The sequence below is a fragment of the Mucilaginibacter sp. UYNi724 genome, assembly GCF_054057495.1.
Map to the genome: position 1 here is coordinate 1 of NZ_JBSRZI010000024.1, position 13,293 is coordinate 13,293.

Consider the following 13,293-nt stretch of genomic DNA (forward strand, 5'->3'; position numbering starts at 1 on the left):
CAACAAAAAAGCTCAAACATCTTTGGTGAATGTTTGAGCTTTTTTATCAATGTTTGTGTAATCAAAAACAGTCAACCTATTTCAGGACTACTCAGTAAAACTGCTTTAATAGAGCTGGAGAAACATTGGGTTCGATCAACAGATCGTAATTTATTTTTACAAGCCCGGCTAATTCATTAAATAGTTTTCTGTTCTTATCCCAAAAAGCGCTATCTACTTTTAACATTGCAGTTAATAAATCTCCTGGATAGTAATCGCCTTCTGCCAAAATATCTGAATTTAAATAATCAAAAGACAAAGGAACCAAATAGTCAAGGCCTATCTGCTGTCCAACCATTATTCTGATATCTTCAACCGAAAAATCATTTAACGGCTGATCTAACAATTCATTACAACGCTTAACTAAATAAGACGGTTGTCCGGAGTCGTATTTCGGAATCTTTTCAAGGTTGCGTAGCGTCTTGAATTTCCAATTATTCTCCATACAATTTACTTACCGCCTGTTTTCCAGTACATATAAGCGATACAGCCCACAACCATAATGGCTAATACGATAAGGCCGGTAATGCCTTTGCGCTTATCTTGGCGCATCAGCCAAACTAAAAAAGCAACAAGCGGCAGCACAAAAACCGCCCAAAATATAAGTGAAGGAATGTTCATAGTAAATAGTTCATGGTTAATAGTTATGGAGAATATTTAACAAAATGGCGCAGCTATAACTATGAACCATCAACTATAATCCAACCTACATCGGCATCCTTGCCAGCGGGGCTATCTCCTGCCCGGCAAATTCGCCTTTTAAATATTTATAATAACCGGCAATGGCTATCATGGCCGCGTTATCGGTACAGTATTCAAATTTTGGTATAAAAACGTTCCACCCGTTTTCAGCACCCATTTTGGTGAGGCTTTCACGTAAGCCCGTATTGGCAGATACCCCACCCGCTAATGCTATATCTTTAATATTATAGTCAGCGGCGGCGCGCTTTAATTTATTCAGCAGGATAGTAGCAATACGTTTCTCTACCGAGGCGCAAATATCATTTAGGTTCTCTTGTATAAAGTTTGGGTTAGCAGCTACGTTATCCCTGATAAAATATAGGATAGCAGTTTTAACTCCGCTAAAGCTAAAATCAAAGCCGGGGATCTGCGGCTCGGGGAATTTGTATGCATCCGGGTTACCGGTACGGGCATGCTTATCTATCAATGGGCCACCGGGATATGGCAAGCCAAGTATCTTGCTTGTTTTATCCATCGCCTCGCCGGCTGCGTCATCAAGTGTCTGGCCAATTACCTCCATATCAAAATAGTCTTTCACCAAAACTATTTGGGTATGCCCGCCCGATACGGTGAGGCAAAGGAATGGGAATGAGGGCTTTTTATCGGCAATAAAATGCGCCAGGATATGGGCCTGCATGTGGTTAATATCAATCAGCGGCAGGTTTTTAGCAAGCGCAAAAGCCTTAGCAAACGAAACACCTACTAAAAGTGACCCTAAAAGGCCCGGTCCGCGTGTAAAAGCTACTGCATCAATATCATTTTTGCTTACTTTTGCGTTTAATAATGCTTGTTGAACGGCAGGAACAATATTTTGCTGATGAACCCTTGAGGCAAGCTCAGGGACAACACCTCCGTAAAGTTCATGAATGGTTTGATTAGCAATAACATTGCTCAGGATCTGCCCATCCACACAAACAGATGCAGAGGTTTCATCACAAGAAGATTCGATAGCTAATATTACAGGCACGTTGTTAAGTCAAAAAATCAAAAGTTAAAAGTTAAAAACCTGATAACTTTTGAATAAGTCATAAATAAATTCAAAAAGTAAAACACTTAGTGCGTTTTTGAATTTTACTTTTGAATTTCTATTTAAATACAAAGTTATTAAAAAAGTACTCAAAATAGCGTTAAGCATCGTATTGATAATTTTGTTACTGATAAGCATTACGTTATTGCTATTTCAGTACAAGCCGGTACAAACATGGGCCGCAAAAAAGGCTACTGCTTACCTGTCTAAAGAACTCAACACCAAAGTTGATATAAAAAGCCTTTACATTAAACCATTCTCGTCGGTTGTATTAGAAGGTTTATACATACTGGATAAACAACAGGACACGCTTTTAAGCACACCAAAATTAGCGGTGGAGTTAAGCGGCTTTTCCCTTTTAAACAGCATCAAGCAAAAGAAAATCAATTTCGCCTCCATCCAATTGGACAGCGGGGCGTTCTACCTCAAAAAATTGAAGGATAGCACTACTAACCTTAAGTTTGTGCTGGATTACTTTAACTCGGGCGATACCACAAAAACCAAAAGTAAACCGTGGACGCTAACCTTCGATAAGATCGCCGTTAATAACTTCCATTTTAAATATAAGAACAGCCTGCGAAACGAACTGGTTAAAGGGGTAAACTTTAATGATATTGATGTGCGTAATTTTAGCACTATTATCCGCAATATGGACCTGCGAAACCATCTTTTTAAGGCACGTGTCGGCGGTTTAACATTGAAAGAAAAGAGCGGCTTTTTTGTTAGAAATTTCAACTCGAATGCCACGATAGATACCAACCAGGTATTGCTGCAAAATTTAAACATCCAAACCGCAAACTCCAACGTGCGCAATTTCTTCAGGATGAAGTTTAAATCGTTTAGCGATTTTGATGATTTTGAGAATAAAGTAAATTTAGATGCCGATTTTAAAACTTCGCGCCTCTCATCAAAAGATATCGCCTATTTTACCAGTACGCTGGATAAAACCACTTTTGAACTGGGCATTGACGGCCGCGTACGTGGTTTGGTGAATAACCTTAAAACCAAAGGCGTAACTATAACTGCCGCCCAGGCAACATTTATTAAAGGCGATTTTAACCTCACAGGATTGCCGGATTGGAACAACACCTTCCTGCAATTAAAATTTGACCAGATCGCCACCAATAAAAAAGACCTGGATTATTTATACCAGCATTTTACCGGCAAACCAAACGCCAAAGTACCCGCCATTGTTGGCAAGTTTGGCAACGTAAATTTTACGGGCAGGTTTACCGGTGTGCAAAACGATTTTGTGGCTTTTGGAACTTTTAAGACAAAATTGGGCCGTTTTGACCCTGATATTAACCTAAAAATTAACAAAGCGGGCGTACCAAGCTATAGTGGGAAGGTAACCACCAGCAACTTCGACCTGGGTACTTTATTAGATAACAAGAGCATTGGCCGCACCACACTATCGGCAAACGTAACCGGCCGTGGCGACGAGCTTAAAAACCTGGCTGCACGCGGCGATGCAAAAGTTGCCTCGTTCCAATTTAAGGGCTACACCTATAACAATATTGTAACCAGTGGCACATTCAATCACAAAACGGCCGCAGGTAAGCTATCCATAAAAGATAAAAACCTGCAGCTTGCCCTTGTCGGCAGTGTTAACCTTAACCCCAAACTGCCTATATTTGACTTTAAAGGAAATGTAACTAACGCGAAACTGCGCCAGTTAAAACTTCTGAAAGATACCATTACACTCAGCACCGACCTAAATACAAACTTCTCGGGCAATAACCTGGATAACCTGGATGGCAGCATCCTGCTAACCAAGATCAGGATAGTAAACCCACGTAATAATTACGTGGTAGATACCGTAGCGCTAACCGCAAATGGCAAAGGTGATGCAAGGGTTATATCCCTAAAATCCGACCTTGCCGATGGCAGCATTAAAGGTAGTTACGATTTGGCTACACTACCCTCTTATTTTAAAACCATCGCCAAAAAATATATCCCGTCGCTTAAAACGGAGATAACGCCCCCTAAGCCGCAAAACTTTGATTTTAACCTGACGATTAAGAACATTGATCCTTTCACAGCTATATTTATGCCCGAGCTTAAAATACCGGAGCAAGGCAGTTTTGTAGGTAAGTTTAATTCGGTGAATAAAACCGCTACGCTAAACGGATACATCAAAACCATTAAACTGGGTAAAATCGTATTCCACGATTTCATTATTGATGAAAGCACAACCGACGATTTCCTGGGGCTGAACGTTTCCCTAAACCGGGTGGACCTATCGGATAGCTTGTACATCAAAAATATTAACATTACCAACTTCCTGAAGCATGATAGCTTGAATTTTAACGTTAAGTTATCTGATAAGGATGCGGCCAACCAATTAGACCTTTACGGTTTGGTGGAGTTTGGGCGCGACACTACCGCCAAGTTGAAGATCCTGCCATCTGATGTGGTGCTGGAGCGTGAGAACTGGAAGATCCAGGACCAGGTACGCATCCGTTTACTGGATGGCAAAACCCAGGTATCGGGCTTCGAACTGTCTAACGGGGTGCAAAAGGTGAGGATAAATGGTTTCATATCTGACAACCCCGCGGATAAGCTGAAAGTACAATTCGAAAAGTTTAGCATGGCAACGCTTAATCAGCTTACCAAAACATCGGGTATAGTGCTTAAAGGTTCATTAAATGGTGATGTAACGCTTACATCTATCATTAAAAAGCCGGGCGTTGATGCCAACCTCGGGATCGATTCGTTAATGATGAACAAGACATTGGTAGGTGACGTTAAGATCGTTTCAAACCTTGATAACGACCGCGGGCTGGCCAATGTTAAGCTTAATATTACAAACAAAGGCTTGGAAACCATGAACATTGCCGGCGTATATACGCTTGGCAACGAAACCGACGACAAGCTGGACTTTGATATAAAGATGGACCATACCGAGGCTATTATATTCGAGCCATTTATAAGAGACCTTGTATCTAACGTTAAAGGAGCCGTATCGGCCAACCTCAAACTTACGGGTCCGCCGTCTAAGCCGGCACTTAACGGAACAGTGTCATTAGATAATACGGGCATCACGGTAAATTACCTAAAAACGGCCTACACGGTAAATGATAAGCTAACGGTAGCCAACAGTATTGTCAAAATAGATAAGATGATATTGAAGGATATTCGCGGTGGCACAGGCGAAGCTAACGGGACGGTGGACCTGAACAATATCTCGAACCCTACGCTGGACATATCGCTGGAAGCCAAAAACCTAATGGCGCTAAATACAACTTTTAAGGATAATCACCTTTATTATGGTGTGGCCTATGGCAGTGGTACATTTAGCTTTACCGGCCCTATCGATAACATGAAGATCGATATAAAGGCAAGTACCGAAGCAGGTACCGTATTTAATATTCCGCTTAATACATCATCTACCGCGGCCGATTATGATTTTATCCGCTGGGTTGACCATAACGACACTACCAAAAAAGTTATCGATAAAATTAAGGCTTTTAACGGCGTTACACTGAATTTCGATTTAACAATTGACGAACAAACTACCGTTAGGATAAGTACCGATTATGGCGTTTTAGAAGGTACTGGAACAGCCAAGAATTTACGCTTAAATATTAATAGCCTTGGCGATTTTGAGATGTTTGGCGACTTCGGAATAACATCGGGTAAGTTTGAATTTACCGCTAAGGATTTCATCAGTAAAAACTTTGTGGTTAACCAGGGTGGTACCATCCGCTGGACGGGCAACCCGTCAAACGCGGAAATTAACCTTAAAGCGGTGTATGAGGTGCGTACCAATATCGCACCACTTTATACAGCTGCCGGCCTGCAAGCACCCCAACCTAAACAGGTATTGGTACAAGCTGAGCTGATACTGACAAAATCGCTCCTGCAACCAAATATCGATTTCAATTTTAACTTCCCGGTAGATCCATCTATTAAGGATGATTTGAACACCTACCTTGCCGATAATAATAACCGAAGCCAGCAGGCACTAAGCATTATTGTAAGGCGAAGCTTTGCATCTGGCACGGGTAGTAACTTAACTAACCAGGTATTGGGTACGGCCGGCGAGGCTGTAAGCGAGTTTGCCTTTAATAAACTAAATAGCTTTATCTCTCAGTCCAACATCAAATATTTCGATTTGAATATACGGTCATTCAATGACGCGAGCGCATCTTTAAAATTCCTGAACGACAGGCTGATCATCAACGGCAGTTTGTACTCAAACAGCGGCACCAGCGATCTTTTTAACAACCGCCAGAGTTTGTTGAATACTGACTTTAGAACGCTGACAAAAGATTTTGAGATTCAGTACCTGATCCGTAAAGACGGTAACTTGAGGGGCCGTTACTCGTACCGTGCGCTGAACAGCACTACGCTGAACAGTATTAACGACCAGCTTGGTGTACAATATGTAAATGGAATCGGTTTGGTTTACCAACGCGATTTTGACACCTTTGGCGAATTTTTGAGGAACATTTTCAGGCAAAGCCGCCGTGATAGAGCGCCTGTAAGCCCTACCCCCGTGCCCGCTACAACCATAAATACCCCAACTCCGTCCAAATCATCAGACGATAGAAACAACGAGGATACAGAAGGCGACAATTAGTAATTAATGCTCGCGCATAATAGCGTGATCCATTTTATCGCGTTTGGTACGCAGGTAGGCTTCGTTATGTGGGTTTGATGCAATCTCTATCGGCAGGTTCTCAACCACTTCTAAACCGTAACCAATAAGGCCCGCGCGTTTTTTAGGATTATTGGTAAGTAAACGCATTTTTGAGATACCCAGGCTACGCAAAATTTGCGCGCCGATACCGTAATCGCGCTGATCCATCTGGAAACCCAATTTGATGTTAGCCTCAACGGTGTCGAGCCCATTTTCCTGCAAATGGTATGCTTTTAGTTTATTTACCAGCCCAATGCCGCGGCCTTCCTGGTTCATGTAAACAATAACACCTTTACCCTCTTTGCTGATGATCTCCATAGCTTTATGTAGCTGTGGCCCACAATCGCAACGGCACGACCCGAATATATCACCGGTAACACAAGAGCTGTGTACGCGCACTAAAACAGGTTCGTTAGGCTCCCATTCCCCTTTAACAAGGGCAAGGTGATTTTCGCCGGTATCCAGTTGCGTGTAGGCTATCATATCAAAATCGCCCCACTCGGTAGGCATCTTTACAGATACCTCCTTGCGTACCATCGATTCGGTGTTTAAGCGGTAAGCGATGAGGTCTTTTATAGAAACTATCTTAAGGTCTAATTCTCTGGCCATCACCAATAATTCGGGCAAACGGGCCATGTCGCCATCTTCCTTCATTATTTCGCAGATGACACCTGCAGGTTCAAACCCTGCTAAAACGGAAAGATCTATAGCGGCTTCGGTATGGCCCGAACGGCGCAGTACGCCACCGTCTTTAGCGATTAACGGAAATATATGCCCCGGTCTGCCTAAGTCGGCAGGTTTGGTGGCGGGGTCTATCAGGGCCAAAGTTGTTTTTGAACGGTCGGTAGCTGAAATACCTGTGGTACAACCATGGCCCAACAGATCTACCGATACGGTAAAATTAGTTTCGTGCGATGTTGTGTTACGGCTTACCATTGGCTCAAGCTCAAGCTGGTGCGCGCGCTCTTTAGTTATAGGGGTACAAACCAAACCACGGCCATATTTAACCATAAAGTTGATGGTTTCGGGCGTTGCGTTGCGGGCTGCAGTTAAAAAGTCGCCCTCGTTTTCGCGGTCTTCATCATCAACCACAATAATGGTTTTGCCTGCTTTTATAGCTTCGATAGCTTCCGGTATAGTATTTAGCATTTTTGATTTTCTTTTGTAGGGATCAGCTATGATAAGCTGATGTTGTACAAATTTATACGATAATAAGTGGAATAAGGTCGGTATTTTGTAAAACTATACCGGCTTGGTTTTACGCAGCTTAAAGCGCTTAAAGAAACGCTTGTACAGGTCCATATCAAATATTGCCGAATCTGTTGCTGCTTTATAGCTTAAGAAAAGGCCTATGGGAAACAACACGATAATAGATACCCATGCGCCAACCAACGGCGACAGATCGCCCTCTTTGGCAGATTTTTCGCCAATAGTGCCGATGATGTAGTATATAAGGAAGAAGATAACAGATACCACCACAGGCAGCCCAAGGCCCCCTTTACGGATTATAGCCCCCAGTGGCGCCCCTATTAAAAACAACACTATACATGCTGCGCCAAGGGTAAATTTTTTCTGATACTCCAGCACGTAACGGCGAATACCCCGGTTAGTATCTTTATGCATCTCGGCACGGTTCCTTAAAACATCCTGTATCTGGTGTACTTCGCTTAAAGCGTTATTGAAGGCGCTGATTTTTTCGCTCTGTCCATTCATCTTAATGCTATCGGCAGGAAAAGCTTTCACTTTTGATTTTGCCGGCACCGTTGTATATTTCATATATGCTGATAACAGCGCATAATTTACTTTAACGTTGCTATCAAGAAGTGTTTTAGATGAGTCGACGTAATGCTGCAATTGCTTAAGATTCATCATTTGCGATGCATTTCGAAACTCGCTCTCGTCGGTCCGTTTCATCGCAAATCCAGAAAGATCAAACTTTTGCTCGGTTTCTCCAAACCTGAAACGCCTTAAACGCTGCCTTGGCATACTATTACCCTGGTCGCCCGGCTCCTCCTGGTACATTATACCATCTCTTAATTTTAGTATCAGGAACAGGTCATCCTTAGAACGGTACATTAAACCCGATTTTGCGAAGGTAACGTCCAGGTTTGTTTCCAGCGTTCCTTTATGATATATCATGATATCGTGCAGCGTTTGTCCATCGGGATCTTTATGTTTTACCCGAATAGTGTATCCCGGGAAACGGTTACTAAAAATATTCTCGGGGAGCAGATCGGCAGATTTTTGTTTGCGGGCATCATATAGTAACGAGAAATATTTAAGATTAGCTATCGGCAACATGTAGTCCGAAAAAGCAAAAGCAGCGATACTAATCACCAAAACAACTACCATCATAGGGTACATGGCGCGGCGTAACGAGATACCTGCCGATTTGATAGCCACCAACTCGTAGTTTTCACCAAGGTTACCGTACGTCATGATGGATGAGAGAAGAACAGACAACGGTAATGCCATAGCCAGATTAGTGGCCGAGTTGTACATCATCAGTTCCAGGATGATATACCATTGAAAACCTTTACCAATAAGGTCATCGATGTACTTAAACAAAAATAACATCAGCAGTACAAACATCACTATTAATAAGGTTACTATAAAAGGCCTTATAAATGATTTAAGCAGTAACAGATGTATTTTTTTCATCAGGGCGTTTGTATACAGGGACAGAAACGTTTATGCTTGCAATTAATTGCATGCGGCTCAGTTTCGCTGATACAAAAATAGGGAAATAAAAGTGCTTAAGCGCCCAGGGTGCTTATGAGGTAATCGATCTGGTTATCCCATATCAGTTTACGTTCGGCAATGGTTTCTTCGGTGGCAAAATCAGTAATGCTTAGGGCAACATCATTTGTCAGTTCGTCCTGTATGATCTCCATTTCAAAATAGCATTGGGGTTCGTCGTCGAGCCATTTAAAACGTACCAGTTTGTTCTCTTTGAGGGATACTAATTTGGCGTTTTGCTTCTCATCATCCCATGTAAAGGTATAGATCTGGTCACGAACGCTCACATCATCTGCAAACCATTGGGTAAGGCCGTTTGCTTCGTTCAGGAAAGTGTATAGTATTCTGGGTGACGATTTTATCTCGTACTCTATATTAAATTTCTTCTTCTCGGACATAGGGGTCAATAGTTACAAAAATCAATCAGGGGGTAAAAGTTAACATTTTTTCTAAAGGAAGCGAATTTCTGCTATATTTGCAAACCTTTTTCGGAAGTATCATTGATATGACTACAAAAGGGCGCTAAAGTAAATTTAGCTAACCATATTTTTTTCGGCGGGGTAGCTCAGATGGTTAGAGCGCAGGATTCATAACCCTGAGGTCGGCAGTTCGATCCTGCTCCCCGCTACCTTAACGGGCAAGTCAGCTTTTTTAGCAGATTTGCCCTTATTTTTTGCCTCAAAAACAGCCTTCACGCTATCAAAAACGCGGATTGCTTCATTTACTCTCGTAGTTCGATGTAGCTCTCCGTCAAAAGTGAGATTTTCGGGGTACATCGAACTAATGATATGCCTTTTACCTTGAGGATCAGCACTTTGATATATTTCAGGCAGTTTTGACATATTCCTCAAAGCCTTATCTAAAAGTGGTCCGATACCGCTTGATTTTCCGGACAGTTCAACCAGTTTTCCTTCGATTATTGATCCCTGTCGCTCACAATCATGCTTAATATCCCTATAGTCTGAAGCCTCCAAGTCTCCCTTCAATAAAAGATCTCTTGCTTTTGAAACTTTAGCGGAATACTCATTTAACTGGCGTTTGTACAAAGCGAGGTCGCCCTTGCCTTCGTTAACCGTGTCTTCGTAGGTATCGGTGATGATCTTTTTATACAGGCCGATCACGGCCGGGTTTAGTGCATATTTTTCAAGTTGCTTTTCAAATGCGTCATTTACAATTTTGGCATTAAACCTGACCCCACACTTCGTAAAGCAATGATAGTAGTGGTAATACCGGCGACATCCTTTAGATGCACTACCGGTCAGCATATAGCCGCATTTTGGGCAAATTAAGAAACCCCGGAGAGGCAATTCATCCGGTGAGGATATTTTTGTCTTAGCTGTTTTCTTTCTGCCATCCAAAACATCCATTACCTCATCAAAAAGACTTTCTGAGATCAATGGCTCGTGGCTTCCTTTGACAAGGTGTGCTTCTTCGTCTTTATATTTTGAAATGAATATTTTTCCGCAGTAAACCGGGTTACGGATGATCTGCCAAAAATTCTTTCTGCCGCATGACAAACCTTTTTCTCTTGCGGTTCTCCAGATCTGATCGATGAACCAGTTTCCTGTGGCCAGTTCTTTGTAAACCCAACGCATAATTTCTGCCTCGGGTTCTTTCGGACAGATGTATTTCTTACCTTCCTCCGTGGTTTTATTGACGTAGCCAATTACGGCCTGTCCCATCCATCGGCCTTCTTTCCTGGCCCTGCGCACCCCGAAAAAAGTATTTAACGCCCTGCGGTCGTTTTCAACTTCCGGTTGGGCAAGATAAATAGCCAGCATTAATTTATTTTCGGGAATAGTAATATCAAGCGGTTGTTCGATAGCTTGTGGCTCGACACCTAAATCGGCCAGGATACTAATCATCTGATAAGCATCTCCAGCATTTCTACTGAAACGGTCCCATTTTGTAAAGAGGATCAAGTCGGATTGTCCCCGCTTCTTTTTAAGGTCAATTAATAGTTTTTGCCATTCCGGCCTTTTGAAAGATTTAGCGGAATGATCCTCATAAATAACTTTCCTGATCTTGATTTCCCGAAGGTCGCAATACCTTGTTAAAACCTCTTCCTGCCCGCGCTGCGAATACCCTTTATCCGCTTGCTCATCCGTGCTCACCCTGATATATAAATCGGCTATTTTCATCGTTTTAAGTTATGATCTATCTCTAATTTAGCTAAAATATATAGTAATTCCAAGATGTTTTTTGCTTCCTGAACAGTAACTTCAAGCCCACTTTTTTTTAAGATCTGCACTGCTTCTTCGGGCGTTATTTTCTTTTTCTTTACCGTCCTGTTGTTCATATCGCACCCGTTTAAGGATACAATTTTGAGTGGATTTTTAGGGATTATTTGACAAGTACTTCGGTACTACAGCGATATTAATTTCTGGGGTTAATCTACCAGCACAGCTATTTCTTCAACTTTATTGATCAGTTCCAGTTCTCTCTGAATTTAATCTTTGGCTAAAACCTATGGATATTTTCTTTAATCCGCTTCAGCAGTTCATCAAAATCAGGCTGGCCCTTATAGTAAAGCGCAGCGGTGGACTGATAGCGTTTGATAAAATCAGCTTTTATCTTCGGTTCATTCAGCAGGAAAGCTTCGTTCTCAGCGAGGGGAATAGCAAAATCTTCGACAGGGAAGCGGATCTCTTTATGCTTGAGATATTCGGGTGTGCCGATAAATTGCTGTACTTCCTCGTCTGCTAACAGGCAACATATGTCATAGTACTGGCGCATGAAATTAACCTTACTGTTTTCGGGTCTGTTTTTTTCATTGCGGAACTTCGTGGCAATGGTCTGCAACTTCTCCACAAAGGTATATCCGGGATGATAACAGATGATGTCTTTCGCCCGGTTATCTATAACTTTTATAGCCTGTATACCACTTGCTTTGTCATAAGCCCACGAACTGATCGCGACCTGCCTGTTCGGCGTAACGGTGTCAAAGCCGACTTCTAACAGGATACCTTCTTTAACTCCTGTGATAGCAGATGTGCTACTCTTGTAGATCAGCCGGATACCGCCACTACGGTAGTTTCTTTCATCATCAAAAGCATGATCCCTTACCACGGAAATAATACCATCTATTTTGATGTTTTCGGCAAGCCAGTCATAAAAGCTTTTCCGCGCGGCCACATTATTGGGTTTGTTATTTTTAGGGTTCTCGTTTATCCCAAACGCTGCTGGCGGGGTAATGTGTATATCAATATCTTCGGAGAAGCGGTCAATAATATGATAAGCTTTCGAGAGTGATGTTCCGCCTTTCAATTCAAAGTTAAGATCAAGTGATTTTAACCCCGCTAAAACGTGCATGATCCAATAATCCTTCTCGATCAGCCCGGACTGGATGCCCGTTTCCTCCTCCAGAATACGCAGCAGGTCAGGAAAATCTCTGTGGTCATGAAGATACTTATCCGGCATAATCATTTGTCATTTTAGGTGCTAATATAGAACTGAGCATTTTTTTTGCTTTAGCGCTCCCATAAGCGGTCAAAGATTGCTGTAGTTTTTTCCTGTTCATGGAAAATGCTTTAGATACTATGTTTTTCAAAAGGCTGTCCTGGTCTTCTGCTATTTTATCAAGGTTATTCACCATATCCACCAGCAGGAACTCTTCGGTCAGTTTTTCAGGGAAATGATGTTTGATCTGAAAATTGAACTTACGGTTACCCAGTTTAAACTCGCCGTGCCGTTTGTGGTTGTATACCACTCTTTTGTTATAGAGTTGCGTAGCACCAACCCCGAGGCTGTTATAAGCATTTGGAGAGGTAAGCAGGAAACGGTCATCCTTCAGAAAAGTGCGTACCAGGTCTTCTTCCTTTGGCGGCGTTTTGCCAAATACGGATTCCTTCGGGAAATAATACACCCCCTGCGAAAGTTTTTGCAGCGTTCCGTCTTTAGTCAATATATCCAAATGCCGGTCAACCGATTTAGACCATTCGGCTAAATCCGTCCGACGATATACTTTACCCCTTTTCAGGTGCTTTTTTAGTTCATCAAGCTTTGCCATAACATTAATTAGATCAAAGGTATATAAATATTATAAAATGTAAGATATTTAATTTAAAATTCATGCAAAATAGAATATAAAATGGTTAAGTTT

At 42.1% G+C, this 13,293-nt stretch carries 11 protein-coding genes and 1 tRNA gene; 2 read left to right on the forward strand and 10 right to left on the reverse strand.

Features of this window, described 5'->3' with window-relative positions; all coding sequences use genetic code 11:
- Positions 1-91 precede the first annotated feature (91 nt).
- The 3 genes from ACVW0P_RS21410 to tsaD all read right to left on the reverse strand — a co-directional run bounded on the left by ACVW0P_RS21410 (position 92) and on the right by tsaD (position 1,747).
- Positions 92-484: a contact-dependent growth inhibition system immunity protein gene (locus ACVW0P_RS21410; RefSeq protein WP_457133868.1), complete on the reverse strand. Its 393-nt coding sequence runs from the start codon at positions 482-484 to the stop codon at positions 92-94.
- A gap of 5 nt (positions 485-489) precedes the next feature.
- Entirely contained in the window at positions 490-660 is a 171-nt protein-coding gene (locus ACVW0P_RS21415; protein WP_322230910.1) for a hypothetical protein, read from the reverse strand.
- A gap of 85 nt (positions 661-745) precedes the next feature.
- A complete protein-coding gene (tsaD, locus tag ACVW0P_RS21420) occupies positions 746-1,747 on the reverse strand; it encodes a tRNA (adenosine(37)-N6)-threonylcarbamoyltransferase complex transferase subunit TsaD (protein WP_457133869.1) in 1,002 nt (333 codons plus the stop codon).
- Positions 1,748-1,844: 97 nt separating this feature from the next.
- On the opposite strand from tsaD, the gene ACVW0P_RS21425 reads away from it, so the two are divergent.
- Complete coding sequence (locus ACVW0P_RS21425) at positions 1,845-6,392, forward strand: translocation/assembly module TamB domain-containing protein (RefSeq protein ID WP_457133870.1); 4,548 nt, start codon at positions 1,845-1,847, stop codon at positions 6,390-6,392.
- A gap of 3 nt (positions 6,393-6,395) precedes the next feature.
- Here ACVW0P_RS21425 and ACVW0P_RS21430 read toward each other — a convergent pair whose 3' ends face one another.
- The 3 genes from ACVW0P_RS21430 to ACVW0P_RS21440 all read right to left on the reverse strand — a co-directional run bounded on the left by ACVW0P_RS21430 (position 6,396) and on the right by ACVW0P_RS21440 (position 9,589).
- Positions 6,396-7,601, reverse strand: a complete 1,206-nt coding sequence (locus tag ACVW0P_RS21430; RefSeq protein ID WP_457133871.1) for a bifunctional 3,4-dihydroxy-2-butanone-4-phosphate synthase/GTP cyclohydrolase II — start codon at positions 7,599-7,601, stop codon at positions 6,396-6,398.
- Positions 7,602-7,694: 93 nt separating this feature from the next.
- Entirely contained in the window at positions 7,695-9,113 is a 1,419-nt protein-coding gene (locus tag ACVW0P_RS21435; protein ID WP_457133872.1) for an LptF/LptG family permease, read from the reverse strand.
- 95 nt (positions 9,114-9,208) lie between these two features.
- Positions 9,209-9,589 (reverse strand): START-like domain-containing protein, encoded by a 381-nt coding sequence (locus tag ACVW0P_RS21440; RefSeq protein ID WP_354432170.1) that lies wholly within the window; start codon positions 9,587-9,589, stop codon positions 9,209-9,211.
- Positions 9,590-9,745: 156 nt separating this feature from the next.
- Between ACVW0P_RS21440 and ACVW0P_RS21445 the strand changes: the two genes are divergently transcribed.
- Positions 9,746-9,819 (forward strand) — tRNA-Met (locus tag ACVW0P_RS21445).
- Here ACVW0P_RS21445 and ACVW0P_RS21450 read toward each other — a convergent pair.
- The 4 genes from ACVW0P_RS21450 to ACVW0P_RS21465 form a co-directional block, all read right to left on the reverse strand.
- Positions 9,779-11,332 (reverse strand): recombinase family protein, encoded by a 1,554-nt coding sequence (locus ACVW0P_RS21450; RefSeq protein ID WP_457133891.1) that lies wholly within the window; start codon positions 11,330-11,332, stop codon positions 9,779-9,781. The two genes, ACVW0P_RS21445 and ACVW0P_RS21450, sit on opposite strands and share 41 nt — an antisense overlap.
- Positions 11,329-11,490, reverse strand: coding sequence for a hypothetical protein (locus ACVW0P_RS21455; RefSeq protein WP_457133873.1), 162 nt, complete (start codon positions 11,488-11,490; stop codon positions 11,329-11,331). The genes ACVW0P_RS21450 and ACVW0P_RS21455 overlap by 4 nt, the downstream gene beginning before the upstream one ends.
- 161 nt (positions 11,491-11,651) lie before the next feature.
- The gene (locus ACVW0P_RS21460; RefSeq protein WP_457133874.1) at positions 11,652-12,611 is read right to left on the reverse strand and encodes a nucleotidyl transferase AbiEii/AbiGii toxin family protein; all 960 of its coding nucleotides are present in this window, start codon (positions 12,609-12,611) and stop codon (positions 11,652-11,654) included.
- Positions 12,601-13,200, reverse strand: coding sequence for a DUF6088 family protein (locus ACVW0P_RS21465; RefSeq protein WP_457133875.1), 600 nt, complete (start codon positions 13,198-13,200; stop codon positions 12,601-12,603). The genes ACVW0P_RS21460 and ACVW0P_RS21465 overlap by 11 nt, the downstream gene beginning before the upstream one ends.
- Between the last annotated feature and the right edge of the window lie 93 nt (positions 13,201-13,293).